The sequence below is a fragment of the Thiopseudomonas sp. SA1F2-1K genome (genome assembly GCF_057443035.1).
On the sequence record NZ_CM172014.1, the window covers coordinates 1,772,909 to 1,797,500 of the forward strand.

At 47.5% G+C, this 24,592-nt stretch carries 16 protein-coding genes, 2 tRNA genes, 2 rRNA genes and 2 riboswitches (1 of these 22 only partly in view); of the genes, 3 read left to right on the forward strand and 17 right to left on the reverse strand.

The features are described from left to right. Positions 1 to 151: 151 nt before the first annotated feature. Entirely contained in the window at positions 152 to 1,591 is a 1,440-nt protein-coding gene (gene mltF, locus AC2T15_RS08615) for a membrane-bound lytic murein transglycosylase MltF (RefSeq protein ID WP_486778061.1), read from the forward strand. Here the strand turns inward: mltF and AC2T15_RS08620 are convergent. Continuing rightward, positions 1,581 to 2,396: a glutamine amidotransferase-related protein gene (locus AC2T15_RS08620; protein ID WP_486778062.1), complete on the reverse strand. Its 816-nt coding sequence runs from the start codon at positions 2,394 to 2,396 to the stop codon at positions 1,581 to 1,583. The genes mltF and AC2T15_RS08620 overlap by 11 nt on opposite strands. Positions 2,397 to 2,504: 108 nt before the next feature. Next, positions 2,505 to 4,874 (reverse strand): phosphoenolpyruvate synthase, encoded by a 2,370-nt coding sequence (ppsA, locus tag AC2T15_RS08625; protein ID WP_053100076.1) that lies wholly within the window; start codon positions 4,872 to 4,874, stop codon positions 2,505 to 2,507. Positions 4,875 to 5,026: 152 nt separating this feature from the next. On the opposite strand from ppsA, the gene ppsR reads away from it, so the two are divergent. Continuing rightward, positions 5,027 to 5,845: a posphoenolpyruvate synthetase regulatory kinase/phosphorylase PpsR gene (gene ppsR / locus AC2T15_RS08630; protein ID WP_053105905.1), complete on the forward strand. Its 819-nt coding sequence runs from the start codon at positions 5,027 to 5,029 to the stop codon at positions 5,843 to 5,845. Positions 5,846 to 5,929: 84 nt separating this feature from the next. Here ppsR and AC2T15_RS08635 read toward each other — a convergent pair whose 3' ends face one another. The 8 genes from AC2T15_RS08635 to peaA form a co-directional block, all read right to left on the reverse strand. Continuing rightward, positions 5,930 to 6,079, reverse strand: a complete 150-nt coding sequence (locus tag AC2T15_RS08635) for a lmo0937 family membrane protein (protein ID WP_148561491.1) — start codon at positions 6,077 to 6,079, stop codon at positions 5,930 to 5,932. Between the two features lie 203 nt (positions 6,080 to 6,282). Continuing rightward, positions 6,283 to 6,885: a trimeric intracellular cation channel family protein gene (locus AC2T15_RS08640; protein WP_286594464.1), complete on the reverse strand. Its 603-nt coding sequence runs from the start codon at positions 6,883 to 6,885 to the stop codon at positions 6,283 to 6,285. A gap of 41 nt (positions 6,886 to 6,926) precedes the next feature. Then, a riboswitch (glycine riboswitch) is annotated at positions 6,927 to 7,055 on the reverse strand. A 2-nt stretch (positions 7,056 to 7,057) separates the two neighbouring features. After that, positions 7,058 to 7,143: riboswitch (glycine riboswitch) on the reverse strand. A 51-nt stretch (positions 7,144 to 7,194) separates the two neighbouring features. Continuing rightward, entirely contained in the window at positions 7,195 to 8,496 is a 1,302-nt protein-coding gene (gene qhpG / locus AC2T15_RS08645) for a flavin-dependent monooxygenase QhpG (protein ID WP_486778063.1), read from the reverse strand. A gap of 42 nt (positions 8,497 to 8,538) precedes the next feature. Next, on the reverse strand, positions 8,539 to 9,864 hold the full coding sequence (locus tag AC2T15_RS08650; protein WP_486778064.1) for an alginate export family protein: 1,326 nt from the start codon (positions 9,862 to 9,864) through the stop codon (positions 8,539 to 8,541). An 80-nt stretch (positions 9,865 to 9,944) separates the two neighbouring features. Further along, the gene (gene peaD / locus AC2T15_RS08655) at positions 9,945 to 11,066 is read right to left on the reverse strand and encodes a quinohemoprotein amine dehydrogenase subunit beta (RefSeq protein WP_053100082.1); all 1,122 of its coding nucleotides are present in this window, start codon (positions 11,064 to 11,066) and stop codon (positions 9,945 to 9,947) included. Between the two features lie 25 nt (positions 11,067 to 11,091). Beyond that, positions 11,092 to 11,415, reverse strand: coding sequence for a quinohemoprotein amine dehydrogenase subunit gamma (gene qhpC / locus AC2T15_RS08660; protein ID WP_053100083.1), 324 nt, complete (start codon positions 11,413 to 11,415; stop codon positions 11,092 to 11,094). Positions 11,416 to 11,417: 2 nt separating this feature from the next. Further along, positions 11,418 to 12,851, reverse strand: a complete 1,434-nt coding sequence (gene peaB / locus AC2T15_RS08665; protein ID WP_486778065.1) for a quinohemoprotein amine dehydrogenase maturation protein — start codon at positions 12,849 to 12,851, stop codon at positions 11,418 to 11,420. Positions 12,852 to 12,887: 36 nt separating this feature from the next. Then, entirely contained in the window at positions 12,888 to 14,471 is a 1,584-nt protein-coding gene (gene peaA, locus AC2T15_RS08670; protein WP_053100085.1) for a quinohemoprotein amine dehydrogenase subunit alpha, read from the reverse strand. Positions 14,472 to 14,944: 473 nt separating this feature from the next. On the opposite strand from peaA, the gene AC2T15_RS08675 reads away from it, so the two are divergent. Further along, positions 14,945 to 16,435: an aldehyde dehydrogenase family protein gene (locus AC2T15_RS08675; RefSeq protein ID WP_486778066.1), complete on the forward strand. Its 1,491-nt coding sequence runs from the start codon at positions 14,945 to 14,947 to the stop codon at positions 16,433 to 16,435. Positions 16,436 to 16,491: 56 nt separating this feature from the next. Here the strand turns inward: AC2T15_RS08675 and qhpE are convergent, their stop codons facing one another. From qhpE to AC2T15_RS08710, 7 genes are all read right to left on the reverse strand, one after another. Continuing rightward, entirely contained in the window at positions 16,492 to 17,082 is a 591-nt protein-coding gene (qhpE, locus tag AC2T15_RS08680; protein WP_486778067.1) for a subtilisin-like serine protease QhpE, read from the reverse strand. Next, complete coding sequence (locus AC2T15_RS08685) at positions 17,075 to 18,808, reverse strand: ABC transporter ATP-binding protein (protein ID WP_486778068.1); 1,734 nt, start codon at positions 18,806 to 18,808, stop codon at positions 17,075 to 17,077. The genes qhpE and AC2T15_RS08685 overlap by 8 nt, the downstream gene beginning before the upstream one ends. After that, complete coding sequence (locus tag AC2T15_RS08690) at positions 18,793 to 20,670, reverse strand: sigma-54-dependent Fis family transcriptional regulator (RefSeq protein ID WP_486778069.1); 1,878 nt, start codon at positions 20,668 to 20,670, stop codon at positions 18,793 to 18,795. The genes AC2T15_RS08685 and AC2T15_RS08690 overlap by 16 nt, the downstream gene beginning before the upstream one ends. Positions 20,671 to 20,836: 166 nt before the next feature. Next, a tRNA-Arg gene (locus AC2T15_RS08695) sits at positions 20,837 to 20,913 on the reverse strand. Positions 20,914 to 21,120: 207 nt separating this feature from the next. Further along, a 5S ribosomal RNA gene (gene rrf / locus AC2T15_RS08700) occupies positions 21,121 to 21,236 on the reverse strand. A gap of 157 nt (positions 21,237 to 21,393) precedes the next feature. Beyond that, positions 21,394 to 24,285 (reverse strand): 23S ribosomal RNA (locus tag AC2T15_RS08705). Between the two features lie 265 nt (positions 24,286 to 24,550). After that, positions 24,551 to 24,592 (reverse strand) — tRNA-Ala (locus tag AC2T15_RS08710) (it continues 34 nt past the right edge of the window).

The following is a 24,592-nucleotide window of genomic DNA, read 5'->3' on the forward strand; positions in this document are numbered from 1 at the left end:
ATTCAGGTGTTGGTCAGAATGAAATCATGAAAAACCAGCCAAAGAGTGCAGTCAATTAAGCCACAAGACCTTGTGTTTTAATCTAAAGTACAACTTAACCGCGAATAATTACTCTTTGAATGTTCTTCTTAAGATTCAGTATACTGCGCCAATGTTACCACAAGCCTTGCGCCGCCACGCGCTCTTCTACGTAATTTTCCTAGGCTTACTGCTGTTAAGTCTGGCCAGCTGTTCACGCCCTGAGCCCACCTTACTTGAGCACGTTTTACGCTCTGGCGAATTGCATATTATTACCCGTAACAGTCCTGCCACCTATTTTCAAGACCGCAATGGTGAAACTGGCTTTGAATACGAACTAGCCAATCAGTTTGCCAAGCATCTTGGTGTGCGCTTAAAAGTTGAAACGGTAGACAACTTAGATGAGCTGTATCAACGCTTAGCCAGTGAACAGTCCGGCACGCCTATTCTGGCAGCGGCTGGCTTGGTAAAAACCCAGCTCCGTAGCGATCAAGTGATGTATTCCAATGGTTATCTTGAAGTCAAACCTCAGATTATTTATCGTCAAGGCGCTGAGCGACCCAAAAATGTTGCACAGCTGATCGGTAAAAAAATCACTGTTTTACAAGGCGGCTACCATGCCGAAATTATGCGTGATCAACAGCACCAACATCCTGAGCTGAAATTTAATCAATCAGATAAAGTGGAAATTGTTGATCTATTACGCTTAGTCAATGAGCGCAAAATTGATGCCACCCTAGTTAGTTCTAATGAGCTGGCGATTAACCAAGTGTATTTTTCAGAAGTACGGGTGGCCTTTACCCTAAAGCCGTTTCAGCAACAGGTGTGGGCTATGGCTAAGTCAGAAGATACTAGCCTGCTGGCTGCAGCGAACGAGTTTCTGAGCCTAGAGAGCACCAAGGAGCTGCTGCAGCAACTTGAAGAGCGTTACTACGGCCATTTAGATACGCTTGGCTATGTAGGCGCTTATACTTTTGCCCGTCATTTGAAACAGCGCTTGCCCAGTTTTGAGCGTTTCTTTAAGCAAGCAGCCAAAGAGCTAGAGCTGGATTGGCGCTTACTCGCAGCCATGGGTTATCAAGAGTCACACTGGCAGCCAGAAGCCACCTCAAAAACCGGCGTGCGCGGCCTAATGATGCTGACCTTGCCAACCGCTAAAGAAATGGGGGTCACCGACCGCCTTGACCCCAAACAGAGTATTTTTGGCGGTGCGCGCTACATCAAAAAAATCATTCAAGACTTGCCCGCAGGCATCCATGAAGACGATCGTATTTGGTTTGCCCTAGCTGCCTATAACATAGGTATGGGGCACCTCTATGATGCGCGTGGATTAGCCAGCCAAGAAGGCCTCGACCCTGATCGCTGGTTAGATGTTAAGCAAATGCTCCCTCGTCTTGCGGAAAAAAAATGGTACAGCCAAACCCGTCATGGCTATGCCCGTGGCGGTGAGCCTGTTCATTTTGTAAATAACATCCGCCGTTATTACGACATCCTCACGTGGTCAACTCAACCTCAACCTGAAAACAGCACCCTAAATACTCAGCAACTGCATACGCCTGCAATTAAACAGTAATCTCAAGGCCCTTAGTTAACCTGGGCTCTTTGTTGGACGGTTGCTCGGCTAATGGCTGATTGGCGGCTGCTTGTTTAATGAACATAGCCTGCTGCACAAATTGCAGCATACACAGTGCAATTAACTCGCCATCATGCCCTTTAGCATAAGACGCTAGCGCTGCAGCGAGCTGAATCGGCGTATAACGCTCGCGGCGAGTTGCCAATAAGCCTTTAGCAAAGGCTGGAGTAAACTCAGGATGCCCTTGAAAACACAGAACCTGATGCCCGATATAAAACGCCGCATAGGGACAAAACTCGCTACTTAACAACAGCTCTGCTTGGCTAGGCAGTTGTTGCACCTGATCTTGATGGCTGACCAACAAACGCACCTGCTGCAGCTGGGGATTCCACCAACTGGGCGTCGCCTGCAATTGATAAGGATGACTGCCAATCCCCCAGCCTTGGCTAGCGCGCGCACTGACACCGCCTAACGCTAAAGCTATTAATTGATGACCAAAGCAAATACCTAATAGGACTTTTGACTGCTGATAAGCCTGCTGTACATAGGCTCGTAGTTGCTGCACCCAAGCTTCATCCGAAAAGGAATCGGCTTTACTGCCAGTAATTAAATAGGCATCAAACGCTGCATCAGCTTCTGGATAGTGGCCCTGCAATACATCAAACACCTGAAACGAAAGCGTGACTGGCGGTAGCAGCTGCTTAGCGGCCTTAGTCAAGAGGTGCTGAAACATATTTCCATAACTGAGATAGTCTGCTTGCAGATTGGGATGAATCGTATCTGCCTGCAAAATAGCAATGCGCATCTATTTTTCACTCATACGGGGTTCAGTAAAAACTACAAAGCCCGACCCTAGCATCTAGAATCAGGCTTTGTTAGTGCAGTAAAGCGTAGCTATCTGCTCAGGTTGGGTTTACTGCTGTTCTTCCGCTAAGAAGAACCAAGTATCCAACACCGAGTCAGGGTTTAGCGAGACGCTGGCAATGCCCTGCTCCATCAACCAACGAGCTAAGTCGGGATGATCAGAAGGTCCTTGGCCGCAAATTCCGATGTACTTACCCGCCTTATTACAAGCTTGGATCGCCATCGATAATAGTTTTTTGACCGCGGGGTTACGCTCATCAAATAAGTGCGCAATGATTCCAGAGTCGCGATCTAAGCCTAACGCCAGCTGGGTCATATCGTTGGAACCAATGGAGAAACCATCGAAGAAGGCTAAAAACTCTTCCGCTAAGAGTGCGTTTGAAGGCAATTCGCACATCATAATCACTCGTAAACCATTCTCGCCGCGCTTTAAGCCATACTCGGCAAGCAAATCAATCACTTGTGAGGCTTCGCCTAGCGTACGCACGAATGGCACCATTAACTCAACGTTGGTTAAGCCCATTTCATCGCGCACACGCTTCATCGCTCGGCATTCTAGCTCAAAGCAATCACGGAAAGAGTCGCTGATATAGCGCGAAGCGCCACGGAAACCGAGCATCGGGTTTTCTTCTTCCGGCTCGTACAGTTTGCCACCAATTAAGTTGGCATACTCATTGGACTTAAAGTCTGACAGACGCACAATAACTTTCTTTGGCCAAAAAGCAGCGGCTAACGTACTGACACCTTCAACCAATTTGTCCACATAGAAATCAACGGGACTAGCATAGCCGGCGGTGCGTTTTTCAATACTGTCTTTAATGTCTGGCGCTAGCGTCTCAAAATTAAGTAAGGCTTTAGGGTGTACGCCAATCATGCGGTTAATAATAAACTCTAAACGCGCTAAGCCAACCCCCTCATTAGGCAGCTGGGCAAAATCAAATGCTCGATCAGGATTACCAACGTTCATCATAATATCGAACGGAATATCCGGCATGGCATCAACCGAATTAGTACGCACGTCAAAACCAAGCTGTCCCTCGAAGACAAAGCCGGTATCCCCCTCAGCGCAGGAAACCGTCACTCCTTGGCCATCAATTAATAAGTCGGTAGCATTACCGCAACCAACCACCGCCGGAATACCTAGTTCACGGGCAATAATCGCCGCGTGACAAGTGCGCCCACCGCGGTTAGTTACAATCGCGCTGGCGCGCTTCATTACCGGCTCCCAATCAGGATCGGTCATATCAGAAACCAGCACATCACCTGGCTGAACTTTTTCCATTTCCGCAATATCACGGATCACACGTACCGGACCTGCGCCAATTCGCTGCCCAATGGCACGTCCTTCAACCAGAATCTTACCGGTTTCTTTAAGCAGGTAACGCTCCATCACATTGATATTGCTGCGACTTTTTACTGTTTCAGGACGCGCCTGAACAATATATAGCTGGCCATCATCACCATCTTTAGCCCACTCAATATCCATTGGACAACCGTAGTGCTGCTCAATAATCATCGCCTGCTTAGCAAGGTTTTCAACTTCCGCATCAGATAAAGCAAAGCGTGCGCGCTCAGCTGCATCCACTTCAACGGTTTTCACTGACTTACCGGCGGCCGCTTCTTCGCCATAAATCATTTTGATGGCTTTACTGCCTAAATTACGGCGTAAGATAGCTGGACGGCCTGCTGTCAGGGTTGGTTTATGCACATAAAACTCATCTGGGTTTACTGCCCCCTGAACTACAGTTTCACCTAAACCATAAGCGCCGGTAATAAATACGACATCACGAAAGCCCGACTCAGTATCTAAGGTAAACATTACCCCAGCGGTGCCAGTTTCAGAGCGCACCATACGCTGCACGCCTGCTGAGAGTGCTACTTCTTTGTGATCAAAACCTTGGTGCACGCGATAGGAAATAGCGCGGTCATTAAATAGCGAGGCAAATACCTCTTTCGCTGCGCGAATTACGTTATCTACGCCACGAATATTTAAAAAAGTTTCTTGCTGCCCAGCAAAGGATGCATCGGGCAAATCTTCTGCAGTAGCTGAGGAGCGAACCGCCACCGCCATATTTTGATTGCCATTGGCCATTTTTTCAAAAGCCGCCCGAATATCCGCCTCTAACTGCGCGGGAAACTCGGCTTCCATAATCCACTGTCTTATCTGCTTACCCGCTTCAGCCAAAGCAGTGACATCATCTACATCCAGCTGATCTAGCAACTCATGGATCCGCTGATCTAATTGATTCTGCTCGATAAAGTCACGATACGCTTGTGCTGTCGTAGCAAAACCACCGGGAACAGATACACCTGCGCCAGCTAAATTACTGATCATTTCGCCAAGGGAAGCATTTTTACCCCCTACACGCTCAACGTCATGATTGCCGAGTTCTTCGAGGGGAATTACATATTCAACCAAGGTGATGTCTCCACTTCTGTGTAAGTCAGACCAGACAAAATGGCGCAGCTACTGGTCTTGTTTAGGGAAAATAGGTCACAATACTGCCGACTACTGCCCGGCAAGCTGGGCCATAATAGCTGAGAAACGTTCCCAACTTAAGGCTAAAGCTCATGAAACGCACCGCTTTTTTTATTTCCGACGGCACAGGCATCACGGCTGAAACCCTTGGACAAAGCTTACTTGCACAGTTTGGCAATATTGAATTTCGCCGCCTGACTCGTCCCTATATCGATAGCGTCGAAAAAGCTCAGGCCATGGTACAGCAAATTAATGCGGTCGCAGAAGCAGAAAATATGCGACCAATTGTCTTCGACACCATCGTTAATAACGAGATTCGCGACATTTTAGCCGGTGCCAATGCCTTTAAAGTGGATATTTTTTCATCCTTTTTATCCCCGTTAGAAGCCGAGCTTAATGCCAGCTCCTCTTACTCAGTGGGCAAATCCCATGCGATTACCCACACCAATAACTACATGGAACGCATTGAAGCGGTTAACTTCGCCCTAGATAACGATGATGGCGCTAGAACCAGACACTACAACAGTGCTGATATCATTCTTCTTGGCGTATCACGTTGCGGTAAAACCCCTACCTGCTTATATATGGCGATGCAGTATGGAATTCGCGCAGCTAACTATCCGTTTACCGAAGAAGATATGGAGCGTTTAGTGCTGTCTCCAGCATTGCGTGACAACAAAGATAAACTCTTTGGCTTAACCATTGATCCCGATCGTTTGGCGGCAATACGCCATGAGCGCAAGCCTAATAGTCGCTATGCAAGCTATGCCCAGTGTGAGTTTGAAGTACGTGAGGTAGAAAAACTGTTTCAGCGCGAAGGGATTAACTTTATTAATACCACCCAGTTTTCGGTGGAAGAGATTTCAGCCAAAATCTTAGTCGAAAAAGGCATTGAACGGCGCTTTAAGTAATCTTTAAAGCCTAAGAGTGGTAATAAGTCGAACTTGGTTAAAGTCCGACTTACCCTACTCTCCAAACTTCACTGTACGAAGCCTCTATAACGGCTTATTGCCGCGGATCACCCGTAATAAAATGATAATGACAGCAATAACCAATAATATATGAATAAAGCCGCCAATCGTGTAGGAAGACACTAATCCTAAAACCCAGAGAACTAGCAATATCAACGCAATAGTATAAAGCATGATGCATATCCTTCTCTTGCTGTTAAGTCATCGTTTGCCCTAAGCAAACTGTTAGTATTTTGATCTTGCACACTTATCTAGAGAAGCTGGCCACTTATTTAGTTCAGTAAAAAACCGCTCTGTACTACTTATCGTTAAATATTCAGCATAAAAAAAGCCGCTGCCAGTCAGCTGGCAACGGCTTAGGTTAAACTGCCATTACGCTAATCTTCCCATTGATCCTCAGCGTAAGAGAATATTGGTAACGACCATTGATACTTGATCGCGGCTAGACGCATACTTAAACCAAAGGCAAAGGAAACCAATAAATTGAGGTTTTCATTGACCCCATAGGCGCGCATCACCAAGTACAAAATTGCCACTAAAAAGGACACGCTAGCATAGAGCTCGTGGCGTAAGACCTGAGGCGTGCGGTTACACATAATATCGCGCAAAATCCCGCCAAATATCCCGGTGGTAATTCCTGCCATGATCACCACCGGCGTTGGATAATCTAAGCGCAGCGCCACATCACAACCAATAATGGTAAAGGCCACCAGCCCCATGGCATCCACCAATAAAAACACCCGATTCAGCCGATGCATAAAGCGAGCAATAAGCATGGTTAGCAAGCCTGCACCAATGGTGAGATAAATATAAATGGGATGTTGGGTCCAGGTCACTGGAAAATTTCCCAGCAACATATCGCGCACTGTACCACCGCCTAAGGCGGTTAAGAACGCAATTAACGCCACACCGAATAAATCCATATTACGGCGACCCGCGGCTAAAGCTCCAGACATGGCTTCAGCAGTAATAGCAATCATAAAGATATAGCTAAGCACACAGACACTCCTGCGAGAAATGCGCCTCCCCCTCTGTCCTGTGTACCTGAGAGTTTATGCTGCTCGCCCATCACGGATAAGTCAGAGTCAGCTTGCCCCTTCGGTGGATGCTGCTTTGCCAAGCAAAGCCATCGCTCTCCAGTTGGCGATCATAAATTGTGTTGCAGTACATGGGCCTGAGCGTTTATGGGAGTTTGCGCCTTCGGCGGAGGACTAGCCTCTCTCTCCTGCAAGGCGCGCATTATACAAAAAAAACACTCGCTGCACAGCTCTAGCCAAGCGCTTAGTCGCTTAACTGGCTGGATTCAGAGTAGTGGTTAACCACTGCTGTAAAATTCGCTGCTGCGGCGGCGCATAACCTTGCAAAGCGGCGGCTAGCCCTTGCGCTTGTAAGGTTTGAACAAAAGGCGCCAACTCAAGGCCATCCACATGCCAAATACCTAAGGGTTGATCAGGTGTTACCACTACCGCACGCCCAACAATGTAGTTATGCTCTAGCACCGGTTGCTCACGCACTTGAATTTGTTCAAGCCCAACTTGCTGATGCATAACTTCAGTATCAGGCCATTGCCGACGCGCCTGCCAAAAAGGCTGCTCGAGCCAGTGCTGCTCCATTTGATAAAAGTCCCGGCCTAAGCGAGCAAAGCGCATAAATAAATTTTCTACCCGGGTTTGATGAAACTGTTGTGCTAACGGCTGATTCTCTGGCCGTTGCAATAGGGTATGGATCACTGCCGGTGCTTGTAAGGCTGAAGATAATGACTGAAAAATGCCATTGCCTGACAAAGGATCCACCGCCATCGCTGCATCACCAATGCGGATCCAGCGCTCACCTACGGCAGCCTGACTTAAGGTTGAAGTACTACTGCGTGCATGTAAGTCAATCTGCTCAATGCTTGGCTGCTCGGCAAAAAACTGCTGTGAAACACTACAGGCTGCACGGCGCTGAGCACAATAGTCGATCAATTGCTGCTTGCTAGGTAAATTCGCACTGGCAACATCTAACGTCAGCTGCCAATAACAGCGGCCATCTGCTAGCTGCGCCATCCAGCTCCAACCATCAGCTAGGCTAGTGACTGTAGTTTTAGGCGGTGCGCTTTGTCCTTGCCAGCGATTTAATAAACTAATGGTTTCTGGTCCCCGCAGCCCTTTACCCGAAGCAGGCGCTTGGCGACCTCTGGCTTCTACTAAAAAATCTGCACTGAGCCTTTGTCCATCTTTAAGCTGGATCTGAAACCCCGCCTCATGTGCCACCACCTTAATTGCGCTTTGCTCAATGACCTTAATACCTGCCTGCCTGAGTTGGGCTATTAGTGCAGCATCAAATAACGGTCGATCGAGCAAAAATTCTTGATTCTGTGCACTACTATCACCATTCCAACTGACTTGACGCAAACAGGCTTGATTAACACTGGCCAGTGCTAATTCCAAGCCTGCTTGTTTTAATCCATGCAACACTCGCTCTGAGATACCTTCCACCGCAGCAAAACTACGGGCGCTCGTGACTACCGTGACCGTATAGCCTAAGCGCTGCAAACCCAGTGCGCACACGGTGCCTGCTGGCCCTGCCCCTAACACGACAATCTGTTGCATGCTAACCTCTATGCGTTGCTCTGAATTAACTTAGATTATCCTCTAAAACTGCGTCATAAATAGCAACTGGCTATACAGGTTTCGCTTGTTGTCTTTTAACTGAGCTCCGCCTTGACTGACATATTTTTTCGGCTTGTATAACCCCATTACCGGAATAATCGATAAGTGTTGATTGACGTCCCACTGCGCATAAATATCAAACTCGCTACCTGATAAATCACCTTGTTTTTTATCGAGTGTATTAAATTTAAAAGCCAATGCGCCCAAGGTCAGATCCTCGCGTGGCTGAGCTGTTACACCCACATGATGCACCTTGGTATTGCTATTAAATGGTCCAGCATAGTTAGCTGCTACTTCACCTTGGAACCAAGTACCAAAACCCGTACTTAAACCATAAAATAGTGGGTCAAACCCTTTGGAAAAACGACTATAACGATAGGTTGCCGTAGGCTGCCAAGGGGTATCCGCAAACGTCCAGCTAGCTTGGGTAAACCAAGCATTTTCTGTATCGCCGCTACGCTTTTTCTGCCGAGCATACTCGGCCGATAGATCAAGGTTATCAACGCCAAAGCTACTATTACCACGTAAGCTGTAGACCTTCATACCTTTCCGCTCGAGCTGAAACTCATCGGCGTACTCTTTATCGACATCTTTTCCTTTAATGTAGGTGGCGCCAATCGTCCCCATCTCCCCTACATGCTCCAGGTTAGCCACATGCAAAGCGGTTTTTGCCTGGGCTTTGTTTTCTGACTTTAAGTACATCAGATCGCCGCGCCAGCCTGTTTCACCGCCAAGGCGAATAATACCGGTGCGCGCAAAGTTATTGCGTGGCGCTAAATAATAGGCACCTCCACGATCTAAAACGCCATCGGCAATTTGGTTCCCCATATTGACCGGGTCACCATGAATTAAAAATCCACTGCCAACTGAAGCAAACTGTCGTCCGGCAGAAATATCCAGCCCATTCTCGCCCAATGCTGAAATAAGCTGGCCCGATTTCCAGCGGGCCCAACCCTCTTCGATCCGAGTGTGTCGCTCCGAACCATCGGTTAAACCAGCGGCATCGCTATTACCCCACGTCCCCGAGCTGACCCAAGCCAAGCCTGCACTCAACTCAGAATCATCCACCAGTTTTTTCCCTGCACTAAAGCCATACTTAAGATAGCCTTCGCGCCAGCTCGTACTTTGTTCTTTAGTCTCGGGGTTGACTGCTGCATAACTACGCTGGCTGTGAAACAGCCCAAACGCAGCCGACACATCTAGGTTTAAGTAACGTGCATCATCTTGATACAGTTCATAGGCTTGCGCACTGGAAGTGGCAGCGATCGCTAATGTGATGGCGCAAGAAAGCACCGAGCGCTTAGTCATAAAGACACTCCTAAAAGATTATTGTTGTTGTTTAGGAAAGGTGTAGGTGCTGACTGATGTCAGCACCTACGAGGTCGCACTTAACGAATAAAGGTCTGTGCTGTCGTAATCGCCATATCACCACCTGGCAAGGTGATGCTGCCAATTTTCTCTAGCGTGTCTGGGTTATGGATACTGATGTCATTCAAGGTACCCACCAGATAAATTTTATCGGCTTTATCGTTAAAGGTAATGCAATAGTAAGTGTGATCTAGCTCTTGAGCTTTCAAAAGCTTCTCATTTTTGATGTCGTACTTAGTTAAACGGTTAAGTACCGCAAACATCGTATTATCATCTTTAGGATCACGGTAACCAGTGAAGTAAATTTCTTCGGCTACAGCAAAGTCTTTGGTTTCTGTTTTACCAGTCGCCAAGTTGACGTTGTAGAAGCCGTACTTCACATCAGCGGTTTCAGGATCTTGCTTCTCATCTTTAAACTTAGGTGCAGTATATAAAATACTGAAGTCGCGAGTTTTTTGCTGGTGTGGCCAGAAATATAAAACATCCGGTGCACCATAGTTTTCACGCTTCCAGTTACGCACTGGAATTGCCACTTCATATTTACCCGTTTGCACATCAACTTTATAGATATCAGGACCGGCTACATATAAAGATCCATCATCAGCAGCCTGCATGGTATAGAGCTGGCGCGGCATCGGGAACTGACGAATAGGCTTCGCTTTGGTTCCGCCATTAGCGTCATATACAAATAAACGCGACTGTTGCACTTCATAGTGATCGCTAAATTTCAGCACTGGGTTGTTGGCAACATACACCTCTTTGCCATCAACACTAACCGCAAACGAGAACATAGAACGCGCATCTTCGTTCGACTGCTGCGCAAACTTAGCGCGGAATTCAATCTCACAGTTATCCACGTTAAAGCCAAACACTTCACTGAACCCATTACCTAACACATAGGCGCGGGTTTTGTCTGGGCTCATTACTACGGTGCCTGGGCCAAACTTACCTGGGATCTTACAGGTTTTATAGAGCTTATCCTCTTTAGCATCAATGATATGCAAGTTATCTGGGTAGTTAGATACCGCTAAATACTCGCTACCCTTAGCTAAAGGTTTGCTTTCATTGAACGCAAAGGCACTTACGCTGCTTAAACATAGCGCGGTTAATGTTGCGCCTAACCACATTTTTTTATTATTCATAACCTTTCCTCATTGGCAGCAAACATTAAACATCTTCAGGGAAAATTGTCTGCAAGTTGCGCCAGTCAGTTGCAGAGTCAGCCGCGTCTTTGTTCCAGTTTGGGTGCGTGCTCATAATGTCGGGGAGCTGTGCTGGCCACCAGCAAGGATCCGCGCAACCGTATAAGTCAGCTTCCATTGGCTGACACAGAGAGCTAATGCCGCCAAAGGCATCGACTTCCCAACCTGGGTCAACGGTTGCTGTACAGCCAGCGACAATGCTCATCGCTAAAACTTCGTCTTGACGATTTTCAGCAACAGCTTCGGTAAGGTGTTGTGCTTTATTATTGATCGGCTTTAAGTGTTTCATAATTAATGCCCCTTGCGTGGAGTGATGTAGGTGCCAATAAAGGCAGGGTTTTTCGCCATAATGCGGCTATAAACCTCGATACCAAAATCCACCCAGTCACGCATTAGTTCGCAATAGTGATAGGTCGGGTGTGTTGGGTCGCCATAGCGAGCATAACTTTCGTGATAGCAGCCGCCTGAGCAAAGATTACGAATCCGACAGGTTTGACAGCCAGTATTAGTACGATCTAAACGCGCTGACAAAAAGTCATTCAGCTCGACTTGTTTCACACCTTGGTTCAAGACGTTGCCAAAAGTTGGCATTTCAGAACCAGTAAAGCGGTGACACAGGTTTAACTCGCCCTTATGATCAACAGCCAGCATTTTCAAACCAGCGCCGCAGGGCAATAGTTTTTTATGCCCTTCGTGAATGTCTGTAATCATCTGGTGCAGGTTGGAGAAGCCAATATTTTCATGACGCAAGGCCGCATCTAAATAGCGACGACCTAAAGCCTTCATATTGGCAAACACCTGCTCTACTTCTTCGCCTGATAAGTTAAAGCTGCTGATGTCTCCAGTAGTTACTGGAGCAAAGCCTACTTCAGCAAAGCCCACTTCATTAAATAAGTGGTCCCAGATAGTTTCTACATCCGTTATGCCTTTGGTTAAGGTTACACGAGCGCCCACTGGGCGACTGTTATAACGGGCCAATAGCATATCGGCTTTGCGACGCACCACATCGTAAGTACCCTGACCACCCACCGTGATCCGATTACGGTCATGCACCGTTTTAGGCCCATCAATACTGATCGATAAACCAAAGCGGTGAGCATTTAAGTAATCCACGATTTCTTCGGTAAGCAAGGTCGCGTTGGTCGTCATCACAAAGTCTACGCCTTTGCCGAGTGCGCCCAAACGCCGCTCACAGTAGTCAACCATGTGTTCGATTAACGGACGATTACTTAAGGGCTCACCACCAAAGAACACCACGGTATAACGCGGCTCATCCGGTGACTCCTTAAGCAACATCTCAACCGAAGCTTCTGCTGTTTCTGCACCCATTTTTTTGCCAGCCGAAGGCTTATCTAAATCTTCTTTATAGCAATAAGTACAGCTCAGATTGCAGCCGGTATTGACGTTTAAAACCACAGTATTCAGTGCGGTTTTCTCAACCCGTTTATTTCGAATTTCAGGCGTTAGCGGCCTGCCATCGCTGACTACTTCTAAAGCAATTAACTCTTCTAATGTTTGTTTGACATCTTGCGAGTTAAAACGCCCAGCTAAGCGGGTTTGTAATTCTTGCTCAGAACACTCGCCCTGACGCAAGCTGGCAATCACTCCCGAAGTAATTTCATCGCTGGCAAACAATGAACTACTGGGAATATGAAACAGCATGCGCATAGCGTCTACCTGCACTTCATGCAGGTTGTGCTCCACTAAGTTTAATCTCGCACCCATGACTTCACCCTTTTAGACTTATTATTGTGTTACGCATTATGGAATCGGAGGTAGATTCCAGCGCTGTACGGTGACCACCATATGGCTTTCAGCTTCATGGGTTTTACCGTCTTCAGTGACTTTAGCAATCACTTTTAAGTTACCCACGTTACTGGCCATCATCTTCCGCTCAGGGTTAGGTCCCGCGCCAGCTGGTGTAAAGACGCCTGTTTCAGTATCCATGGTTCCAGCAAAACGTAGATCCTCGGCTGCTACCGCTTTTTCATCCCAAGCATCGACTGACCAAGTGGCAGGCATTACGCCTAAACGATAAGGCTTACCTTCCGCGTTCACGGCCCAAGCTTCTGCATCAAAGCGACCTTCAACCTTTTCTACCGTGCCGCCATTACCACCTAAGCGCGCAATCGAGTAGTCAGGTAAGACTTTAATATTGTCAATCGCTTGATAAACCGCCAGCTCAGCACCTTTAGCTTTACCTACTTGCAAGCTATGGGAACCTAATTTGGCATCTGCAGCGACTTTAACCCGTACTTGCATTTGCTCAGCGCTTGCCTGCTCAACGGAAAGCACTTCAATGCCTTTACCAAAGTCAGGTTTACCACTTAAGCCAGCACCAACTAAAGTTAATACTGCTTCACTACCAGCTTTAACATAGCTTGGCTGTACTGCTAACAAACGTGTTTGGCCTTGTTGTGCGGCAACGAAGTCTAAACCACGCTCATCGTTTTTACGCTCAAACATTCGACCTTTCATTTCGCCATTAACAGCTGCAAACACCTGGCGCATCACTACGCCATCAATGGTGATATTAGCTCGCCATTCATAGCCGTTATATAAAATACCGGTACCTTCCCCAACAAATGGCTGACCGTCCGCATACTCACCTTTAACAGTGACTTTAAACTGATCATTGCCTGTTGGTTCGACAGTCATCGCACCACGCACTTCGCCTTTACCGGTGTAGTGGCCGCTAAAGCTCCACGAACCTTTCAAGCTTTCAGCCGCAGGCTTATCTTTCTGCCACTTATCCCAGTCTTTAGAATCAATTGGATAGCGCTCAGCTAACTCAGGCGCAGTTTTATTAATTGCAATATCAAACCAGTCACGATCACGCGACAGCGCTTGATATTCTAATGAAGCCCATTGACCTAAGTGGAAGTTAATCAGCTGCTGCCATTCTTTGGTTGGACGACGCTGTAAAGCCACGCGTGCTCCAGAGTGACAACGTGCGCACATTTCACCGAGTTCCTCCCCGCGGAATGACTCAACGGTATTTAAACGGCGCTCTAAAGCGTAACGTACACCCTCTGTTTCGCTAGGTGCCAAACCTTGAGTATCAGCTAAGTACTTAACCACACTACGGCGGTCTTCATTGCTAATCTCTAAGCCATGGGCAACTTGCATACGCACCACGGTCATCAACCAACCCTCAGGGGTTTTACGCTGATAACTGATGCGGCTAAGTTTTTCATCATCTTGCTTTTGATGGCAAACAGCACAGGTTTCTTGCAAGATTTGCTTCCCAGGACGCGCCTGCTCAGCAAAACTCGACGTTGAAGCTCCCATGACTGCTAATGCAAGCATAGTGGGCATCAGGCACTGCCGTAGTTGTGTCTTCATCAAGACCTCCACTTATTCTTATTCTCGTTTTAGAAATGGCAAACGCGTCACACGATTGCATCACTCCACACCTTTATTGGTAAGCGATTTTCATGCCAACTCAACACAAAACCTTTAAAATCAATTACTTACCAAATAAAGCAAGGTCTTTTAAAGCACTAACTGAGTTTTTTACGATTTTTTTTAATCCAGCTGTAGCAAGTTAAAACACTTAATTCTTATTTGGAAACATGTTTTTGCTCAAGCACTATTTAAACTGCGCTAGATTCATAGAACAGCCCCTATGTGATGGGGTGCGTCAGGATCAACACTCGCTGTCTCACTTTGCGACACTGTCTTGAGCAAAGACTCACTCTGCATTAGCTCTACAACCTCAAAACCGCTCGCAAGGCCATGGGTTAAGGCGGTTTAATTAGAATGGCACGCACTTTGCTTAATTCTAAGTATCACTAATAAAAAAGAGAGATTCTACTATGTCAGTACCTACACCCTCCGCTGCTACCCAAGCATTTATTAGCCAACCTATTGGCCTGTTCATCAATAATGAGTTTGTGTTTAGCGATAGCGGTAACACCCTAGAGCTCAATAACCCAGCAACTGGTGAGCATGTGGCCAGCGTAGCTCACGGTGGAATCAGTGATATGGAGCGCGCTGTCGCTAGCGCGCGTCAAGCATTTGATGATTCTGAATGGTCACGTATGCGTCCTCGTGAGCGCCAAAATTTGCTCTGGAAACTTGCTGATTTAATGGAGCGCGACGGCCAAGTATTAGCTGAACTGGAGTGTCTCAATAACGGTAAAAGCGCAGCAGTAGCCCGCGCGATGGACGTACAGCTGTGCATCGACTTTTTACGCTATATGGCCGGTTGGGCAACTAAATTAGGCGGCAGCACCGTTGAACCATCCTTACCTTTACTACCCGATGCCCACTTCCATGGCTTTACTCGTCGTGAGCCGATTGGCGTAGTCGGTGCTATTGTTGCTTGGAACTTTCCTCTTTTATTAGCTTGCTGGAAAATTGCCCCAGCCCTTGCTACTGGCTGTACCATTGTCATTAAACCAGCCGATGAAACGCCACTAAGCTTGCTCAAGCTAGCCGAATTAGTCAAAGAAGCCGGCTACCCAGCGGGTGTACTTAACGTAATCACTGGTCCTGGCTCTGTAGTTGGCGCAGCACTCAGCAGCCATCCACAGGTGAACAAGCTAACCTTCACTGGTTCAACCCAAGTGGGCCAAACCATCGGTAAAGCGGCCATGGATAACATGACCCGCGTTACCTTAGAATTGGGCGGTAAGTCTCCTGTACTGGTACTCGAAGATGCCAACTTAGAAGAAGCCATTGCTGGAGCAGCGCAAGCAATTTTCTTTAACCACGGTCAAGTATGCAGCGCCGGTTCTCGCCTTTATGTACACCGCAAACATTATGAAACTGTGGTACAAGGCATTGCCGAAATTGCCAATAACATGAAGCTCGGTAACGCTATGGATCCATCCGTGGATATGGGTCCACTGATCTCTAAAAAGCAGCAAAATAGTGTGCAGCGCTTTATTGATCAAGGCCGCGCTGAAGGTGCACGTATTGTTTGTGGTGGCGAATCCTTCAGCCCAGGCTTCTTTGTTAAACCAACGGTTATTGCTGATGTAAAACAAGACAGCGAGTTGGTGCAAGAAGAAATTTTTGGCCCAGTACTGGTTTGTCAGCCCTTTGACACCTTAGAAGAAGCCGTACAATTAGCTAATGACAACATTTATGGCTTAGGTGCTAGTATCTGGTCCAATGACCTTGCAGCCGTGCACCGTTTAATTCCACAAATTAAATCAGGCTCAGTATGGGTTAACTGCCACAGCGCTTTAGACCCAGTTCTGCCATTTGGTGGTTATAAACTTTCTGGTTTAGGTCGCGAAATGGGTGAGGAAGTCATCTCAGCTTACACTGAGCACAAATCTGTACTGATTAAAGTCTAACCCTCCAAGTAACAATAAACGAGCCAGCTATTGCTGGCTCGTTTGCGTTGAGCCGATTAACCTTCCAGTGTATTTTTCGCCCATAAGCCAGCAAAATGCGCGCAGGCCATACTGGATCCTACGTGCTGTTTCGGTCCATGCCCGTGGGCGCCAAACTGGGCATTGCCCACCTTCAAACGATAAAACTGGGCAGGCTCAGTACAACGCCCATCACTGGTGATGCTAATCACTTCAGGATAAGCCGCAGGATAAACCTTAGGCCCCATCGCAGGGCTAGAAGCCATCAATAACACCCCCAGCGCCTTTGCTCTTTGCAAGGCCGCATGCAAGCTAGGCTGCGGCTCCCGTAGACCAAGACTTAAGTTAATTAGCTCTACCTGCTGCTCTAACAACCAATCAATCCCTGCCACCACCTGCTCAACCGAGGTACGATGATCCTGATCAAATACCTGTGCTACAGCAAACCGCGTCCTGGGCTGATGCATGCGAATAATCTCGATAACTGCACTACCATGACCGGTAACATCAGGCTGCACAGGAGTTTGCTCTACTCCTTTAGCGGTCAGCATAAGACGTTGACTGGCAAATATATAAGACGCTTGCTCTGGGCTATAGCCACTATCGACGATGCCAATGCGCTTAAACATGACTTATCACCCTGGCTAAATTTTTCTGTATCAATTGGCCATCACGCAAGAGCCAGCAAGCATCAGCTTGCTGCCAGGTATGACTGCGATGACTAATAACAATCCGTGTGCAGCGGGCAAATAAGCGATCGACTTCTTGCATGATACGCTGCTCTGTTGCTTCATCCACCGCTGAAGTCGCTTCATCTAGAATCAGTAATATTGGTTGCTGTAATAATGCCCGAGCAATTGCAATACGCTGTTTCTGCCCACCTGACAATTGCTGCCCACGCTCGGCAAGTGGAGTATCAATGCCTTGCGGTAGCTGATCAAGCAATCCTTGCAACTGCACCTGCTGCAACACCGCTAAAATTTCTGCATCAGTCGCTGCAGGCGCCACATAGCGTAAGTTGTCCGCTAAGCTGCCACGAAACAATACAATGTCTTGGCTAACCACTGCGACTTTGCGCCGAAACGCGGCTAAATCAAACTGCTGAATATCCTGTCCATCCAGCAAAATAACCCCTTCTTGCGGCAAATAAAAGCGCTGCAATAAATCAATCAAGGTGCTTTTTCCAGCCCCTGAACCACCAACCAAGGCAATTTTTTGCCGCGCTTGAAATTGCGCATTTACCTGAGACAAGGTCGGCTCAGCCCTTCCTTGATGAGTAAAGCTTACGCCCTGCAATTCAATCCTGCCTGGTGACTCAATTGGCAACGGACGCGCTTGTTCACTCGTTACAGCAATTGGTGCTGCTTGTAACTCTTGCACCCTAGTCAGGCTGACACTCATTCGCTGAATGGAAACATATAACCCTAACAAGCTTTGTGCCGGTCCAATCACCATACCCAAATAGGTCGAAAAAGCGATTAAAGCTCCAAGCTGCCAAGTCCCTTGAATCACCCAATAGCCGCCAATAATAAAGGCCGTTGCCCGAGTAATGGAGGTCAAAAGATTGGGTACCGCCTGCGTAAAAAACTCAGTTAACTGTAAACGCAGCAATTGCTGTAAATAATTACCTGATAACTCACGCAAACGCCTAGCTTCACGCTCTTCTTGCACTGCGGCTTGAATAAATTTCATCGCTGGTAACGTTTCCACCATGAACGAAGAAATATCACTGGCCTTTTCACGTAGCGCTCGACTATTGCTTTCAACTTTACGTCGCATCCAACGCAGCCACAGCAACTCAAGTGGCACTAGCACTAAAACTAATAAAGCCAACTTCCAAGACAGGCTTACCAACAAAATAAGCGCGCCTAATAATCCTAATAGATTGGAAATTGCCGAAAATAACGCATCCACAGCAAATCGCTGAATTTCAGCGACATCACCGTCTAAGCGTGTAAACAAATCGCCCATTCGCCATTGACTATAAAAACTAGGCGACAGTTTTTGTAAGTGTTGATAGAGCGCATCACGTAACGAAAATAAAATCCGTCCAGATAACCGGGTATGGAAGTAGCGACTCACCCCCGATAGCACAGTGCCTAGTATGCCTACACTCACCATCGCTAAGGCGACTACTAGCAAGGCATTAAAGTTACCCGCAACCAAGCCATCATCAATCAACATTTTAGTCAGCCACGGCTGCAACAAAGTAATGCCAGAGGCGATTAATGACAGCAGTAATAACCCATAAATAGCAGTTCGATGTGGTTTTACAAACTGGTACAGCCAGTGCAGGGCATCCGCTAATCGTGCCTGTTCTTGGCTACTAATCAGCTTTGCTAGCCAGCGCGCCATATGTTGTCCAACTGCTTTAATTTACGATATAAGGTGGCTCGGCTAATGCCTAGCTCACGCGCTGCCGCACTAACATTGCCTTCATGATTCATTAGAGCTTGGCGAATTAATTCGTTTTCATTGCTACGAATGCAGGTACCAGCATCTTGCGGTAAGGCTTCTTGTAATTCTTCTAACAAAGTATCGGGTAAATCATCTAAATTGAAATACTGCTGTTCAGGCTCAGCTAGAGCAGCCAAAGTGCGCATCACCATTTCTAGCTGGCGAATATTTCCTGGCCAATGATAATCTGCAAATAAGCGCTGCAAATCAGCACTTAAGGTCACTTTAGTAAAACCTTCTCTGGCTAAAAACAATTCGCATAACTGAGATAAATCATTCCGCTGTCTGAGTGCCGGCAGCTGCATGCTCATGCCGTTAATTCGATAGTACAAATCTTCCCGAAACGATTTATCCGCAACATGTTGCCGCAAATCACGGTGAGTCGCACAGATTAAACCAATATTTAACGGCTGCTCTTGAGCCCCACCTAAAGGAGTAAAATGACGCTCTTGCAGTACACGTAATAAACGCGCCTGTAGCTCAACAGGCATATCTCCGACCTCATCTAGGAATAACGTGCCACCCTGCGCCTGCTGCAGGCGACCAGCCATTCCGCCACGACGCGCACCGGTGAACGCTCCCTCTTTATAACCAAATAGCTCAGACTCGATTAAACCTTCAGGTATAGCTGCACAGTTAACCGCAACAAAAGGCTGCCCTGCACGACTACTTTGATTATGCAGATGACGGGCAATGACCTCTTTACCTGTGCCGGTCTCACCCAATAATAAGATAGGTAAATTTTTGGCAAAGCCACGTTGAGCGAGTCCTAAGTTTTTCTCAAACTTTGGGTTGGCAGAAGTCAGATAGCTCGGCTGTTTTTTCACTTTAGTCGGTGCATAACTGGCTAAAGCATCAGTTTCTGGCATTTGCAGAATTTTATAAAACAGCTTACCGCGCTTGGTTTTCAAGCTGCCATATAAGCCTTTAGTAATCCGTTTCAGTGCGGGCACTCGCCCACCTAAAAAAGTCTCGCAGGATTGCCCTAACAATAACTCCCTTGGCTGGCCTAAGAGCTCACAGGCGGCATCATTCACGGCCATAATATGGCCATCTAAACTCACTGAGAGTAAACCCTGCCAGGGTGAATCCAAATAATTAGGACTGCAATGAAAAGCCAAACGTATATGCTCGCTTTGACTACTGATAAACAGACGTCGATCAATATAGCTGGCGGTCAAGGTCAGCATCAGCAAGCTGTCTTGAGTCTCAGGTAAAGCGCCTTTACGCGCCAAGCTCAAAACGCCAGTCACAGCACCATTGGCATCATTGAGCAACACCGAGGAGCATGAGTAACGCTCTAAACGTTCTAGAAAGTGCTCGCCGCAGTTAATCAACATAGGCTGCGCTTCTACCAAGGCGGTTCCCAGTGCGTTAGTCCCGCGGATACTCTCACTCCAACATACCCCAGGCGCTACATCACTGATTTCTTGCTGCTGCTCAGAGCGCCCTTCCACACTTAAAATCGTTGCTTCGCGGTTGGCTAAAATAAATAGCGCATCACTTTGAAAGCTAGCGAACTGCTCGGTAAGTCGCTCTAAAACAGGCTCTGCTGCATCTAATAATAATCCATTATTTTTTCTCAACTCAGCCAAGCTAATTTGCTGTTTTAGACACGAATCGGCACTGGCATTTACCCCATACGCCGTACTTCGTGCTCGCGCAGCTTTAATAATTTGTGGGTAACTTAAACGCGACCACATAGTGTTCATCATGGAGGCGGTATATCCCTGCCCAGCATCAATATTTTTTATTGTCATATTTTTAACCAGCTACTACTGAGTGCTTATGCCTTATCTTACCAACCTTAAAGAGAATCGGTTGCATAAATAGCTTAAACTTTAGATCAGCTTAAAGGGCAAAATATTGAGTTATCGATAGTCAGGAAGGTGATCTAACTGCCAGAAAAGCAGATAGTGTAGAAAATGGCGTCCCCGAGAGGAATTGAACCTCCGACCTAGCGCTTAGGAGGCACTTGCTCTATCCGACTGAGCTACGGGGACATGCTGAATATTTTAACAGTTAGAGACAGCCTCTGCTGCTATAAATTTGCTTTTTAGCTCACTCAACCTAAGCTTTGATCAGACTAAGGAAAGTAGGAGCAGCACAACGCAGGAGGCGTATCACTCAAGGATGAGCATGTAATCCATGAACATTAGGCAAAAAAAATCCCCTGTCGCGATGTGCGTACAGGGGATTTTTTGTTTGGCGCTTGACGATGACCTACTCTCACATGGGGAAACCCCACACTACCATCGGCGATACATCGTTTCACTACTGAGTTCGGGAAGGGATCAGGTGGTTCCAACGCTCTATGGTCGTCAAGCAATTCTTTAGAAGGTCCGTTGTGGGCTGCGCAGGTGTGCCTCGGCTTAGTCGTGCCTTCGAATTAGGTATGTAATAGTAGTTGATTCGGTGTTTTGAGTTCAACTAAATTTTCGTTTGTTTTGGTATCAACCAGACCCAAATTGTTTGGGTGTTATATGGTCAAGCCTCACGGGCAATTAGTATTGGTTAGCTCAACGCCTCACAGCGCTTACACACCCAACCTATCAACGTCGTAGTCTTCGACGGCCCTTTAGGGGATTCAAGATCCCAGTGAGATCTCATCTTGAGGCACGCTTCCCGCTTAGATGCTTTCAGCGGTTATCGTTTCCGAACATAGCTACCCGGCAATGCCACTGGCGTGACAACCGGAACACCAGAGGTTCGTCCACTCCGGTCCTCTCGTACTAGGAGCAGCCCCTCTCAAATCTCAAACGTCCACGGCAGATAGGGACCGAACTGTCTCACGACGTTCTAAACCCAGCTCGCGTACCACTTTAAATGGCGAACAGCCATACCCTTGGGACCGGCTTCAGCCCCAGGATGTGATGAGCCGACATCGAGGTGCCAAACACCGCCGTCGATATGAACTCTTGGGCGGTATCAGCCTGTTATCCCCGGAGTACCTTTTATCCGTTGAGCGATGGCCCTTCCATACAGAACCACCGGATCACTAAGACCTACTTTCGTACCTGCTCGACTTGTTGGTCTCGCAGTTAAGCGCGCTTTTGCCTTTATACTCTTAGACCGATTTCCGACCGGCCCGAGCGCACCTTCGTACTCCTCCGTTACTCTTTAGGAGGAGACCGCCCCAGTCAAACTACCCACCATACACTGTCTTCGATCCGGCTTACGGACCTGAGTTAGAACCTCAAAGTTGCCAGGGTGGTATTTCAAGGATGGCTCCACTGCAACTGGCGTCACAGTTTCAAAGCCTCCCACCTATCCTACACAAACAACTTCAAAGTCCAGTGCAAAGCTATAGTAAAGGTTCACGGGGTCTTTCCGTCTTGCCGCGGATACACTGCATCTTCACAGCGATTTCAATTTCACTGAGTCTCGGGTGGAGACAGCGCCGCCATCGTTACGCCATTCGTGCAGGTCGGAACTTACCCGACAAGGAATTTCGCTACCTTAGGACCGTTATAGTTACGGCCGCCGTTTACCGGGGCTTCGATCAAGAGCTTCGCTTGCGCTAACCCCATCAATTAACCTTCCGGCACCGGGCAGGCGTCAGACCCTATACGTCCACTTTCGTGTTTGCAGAGTCCTGTGTTTTTAATAAACAGTCGCAGCGGCCTGGTATCTTCGACCAGCCAGAGCTTACGGAGCAAGTCCTTCACCCTAGCCGGCGCACCTTCTCCCGAAGTTACGGTGCCATTTTGCCTAGTTCCTTCACCCGAGTTCTCTCAAGCGCCTTGGTATTCTCTACCCGACCACCTGTGTCGGTTTGGGGTACGGTTCCTAACTATCTGAAGCTTAGAAGATTTTCTTGGAAGCATGGCATCAACCACTTCATCCTCATAAGAGGACTCGTCATCAGCTCTCGGCTTTAAGATCCCGGATTTGCCTAAGATCTCAGCCTACTGCCTTAAACACGGACAACCAACGCCGCGCTGGCCTAGCCTTCTCCGTCTCTCCATCGCAATAGTTAGAAGTACAGGAATATTAACCTGTTTCCCATCGATTACACTTCTCAGTCTCACCTTAGGGGCCGACTCACCCTGCGTCGATTAACGTGGCGCAGGAAACCTTGGTCTTTCGGCGTGGAAGTTTTTCACTCCCATTATCGTTACTCATGTCAGCATTCGCACTTCTGATACCTCCAGCAAGCTTCTCAACTCACCTTCACAGGCTTACAGAACGCTCCTCTACCGCACACTCAAAAGAGTGCACCCGTAGCTTCGGTGTATGGTTTGAGCCCCGTTACATCTTCCGCGCAGGCCGACTCGACTAGTGAGCTATTACGCTTTCTTTAAAGGGTGGCTGCTTCTAAGCCAACCTCCTAGCTGTCTAAGCCTTCCCACATCGTTTCCCACTTAACCATAACTTTGGGACCTTAGCTGACGGTCTGGGTTGTTTCCCTTTCCACGACGGACGTTAGCACCCGCCGTGTGTCTCCCATGCTCGCACTTGCTGGTATTCGGAGTTTGCATCGGGTTGGTAAGTCGAGATGACCCCCTAGCCGAAACAGTGCTCTACCCCCAGCAGTGATACATGAGGCGCTACCTAAATAGCTTTCGAGGAGAACCAGCTATCTCCGGACTTGATTAGCCTTTCACTCCGATCCACAGGTCATCCCCTAATTTTTCAACATTAGTGGGTTCGGTCCTCCAGTTAGTGTTACCCAACCTTCAACCTGCCCATGGATAGATCGTCCGGTTTCGGGTCTATACCCAGCGACTATTCGCCCTATTAAGACTCGCTTTCGCTACGCCTTCCCTATTCGGTTAAGCTTGCCACTGAATATAAGTCGCTGACCCATTATACAAAAGGTACGCAGTCACAGAACAAAGTCTGCTCCTACTGCTTGTACGCATACGGTTTCAGGTTCTATTTCACTCCCCTCTCCGGGGTTCTTTTCGCCTTTCCCTCACGGTACTGGTTCACTATCGGTCAGTCAGTAGTATTTAGCCTTGGAGGATGGTCCCCCCATATTCAGACAAAGTTTCTCGTGCTCCGTCCTACTCGATTTCACTTCTATAACGTTTTCGTATACAGGACTATCACCTACTATGGTCACGTTTCCCACCGTGTTTTACTAACGTTAAAGAAGCTTAAGGGCTGGTCCCCGTTCGCTCGCCACTACTAAGGGAATCTCAATTGATTTCTTTTCCTCCGGGTACTTAGATGTTTCAGTTCCCCGGGTTCGCCTCTTGCACCTATGTATTCAGTACAAGATACCTAACTTATGTTAGGTGGGTTTCCCCATTCAGAGATCTCCGGATCAAAGGTTATTTGCCACCTCCCCGAAGCTTATCGCAGGCTATCACGTCTTTCATCGCCTCTGACTGCCAAGGCATCCGCCGTATGCGCTTATTCACTTGACCATATAACCCCAAACAATCTGCTTCACAGCGATTATTCAAAGTCAGTCGTGAATGGTTTGATACTTTCGCCGAAAATTCGCTTGAACTCGCAAATTTTACCTTAGCCTAATCATTACCAGTGAAAGTAATGAATTAGTCTTTTTTACTTCTATCACATACCTAAATTTTTAAAGAACAGTTCTGATTAAAAAATCAGAAATCAATATTTCAATCAAGCAAAGAAATACTCATTTCTGATCTCTCGTCACAGTTACATGTAATGTATTGGTGGAGCCATGCGGGATCGAACCGCAGACCTCCTGCGTGC

What these genes read in the sequence shown, in the direction of transcription:
- qhpE (WP_486778067.1), bottom strand. Translation starts at nt 17,082, where the DNA reads ATGTTTAAGCGCATTGGCATCGTCGATAGTGGCTATAGCCCAGAGCAA.
- ppsR (WP_053105905.1), top strand. Translation starts at nt 5,027, where the DNA reads ATGAAACGCACCGCTTTTTTTATTTCCGACGGCACAGGCATCACGGCT.
- AC2T15_RS08685 (WP_486778068.1), bottom strand. Translation starts at nt 18,808, where the DNA reads ATGGCGCGCTGGCTAGCAAAGCTGATTAGTAGCCAAGAACAGGCACGA.
- AC2T15_RS08675 (WP_486778066.1), top strand. Translation starts at nt 14,945, where the DNA reads ATGTCAGTACCTACACCCTCCGCTGCTACCCAAGCATTTATTAGCCAA.
- peaD (WP_053100082.1), bottom strand. Translation starts at nt 11,066, where the DNA reads ATGAATAATAAAAAAATGTGGTTAGGCGCAACATTAACCGCGCTATGT.
- AC2T15_RS08640 (WP_286594464.1), bottom strand. Translation starts at nt 6,885, where the DNA reads ATGATTGCTATTACTGCTGAAGCCATGTCTGGAGCTTTAGCCGCGGGT.
- mltF (WP_486778061.1), top strand. Translation starts at nt 152, where the DNA reads ATGTTACCACAAGCCTTGCGCCGCCACGCGCTCTTCTACGTAATTTTC.
- AC2T15_RS08620 (WP_486778062.1), bottom strand. Translation starts at nt 2,396, where the DNA reads ATGCGCATTGCTATTTTGCAGGCAGATACGATTCATCCCAATCTGCAA.
- AC2T15_RS08650 (WP_486778064.1), bottom strand. Translation starts at nt 9,864, where the DNA reads ATGACTAAGCGCTCGGTGCTTTCTTGCGCCATCACATTAGCGATCGCT.
- peaB (WP_486778065.1), bottom strand. Translation starts at nt 12,851, where the DNA reads ATGGGTGCGAGATTAAACTTAGTGGAGCACAACCTGCATGAAGTGCAG.
- AC2T15_RS08635 (WP_148561491.1), bottom strand. Translation starts at nt 6,079, where the DNA reads ATGCTTTATACTATTGCGTTGATATTGCTAGTTCTCTGGGTTTTAGGA.
- qhpC (WP_053100083.1), bottom strand. Translation starts at nt 11,415, where the DNA reads ATGAAACACTTAAAGCCGATCAATAATAAAGCACAACACCTTACCGAA.
- peaA (WP_053100085.1), bottom strand. Translation starts at nt 14,471, where the DNA reads ATGAAGACACAACTACGGCAGTGCCTGATGCCCACTATGCTTGCATTA.
- AC2T15_RS08690 (WP_486778069.1), bottom strand. Translation starts at nt 20,670, where the DNA reads ATGACAATAAAAAATATTGATGCTGGGCAGGGATATACCGCCTCCATG.
- qhpG (WP_486778063.1), bottom strand. Translation starts at nt 8,496, where the DNA reads ATGCAACAGATTGTCGTGTTAGGGGCAGGGCCAGCAGGCACCGTGTGC.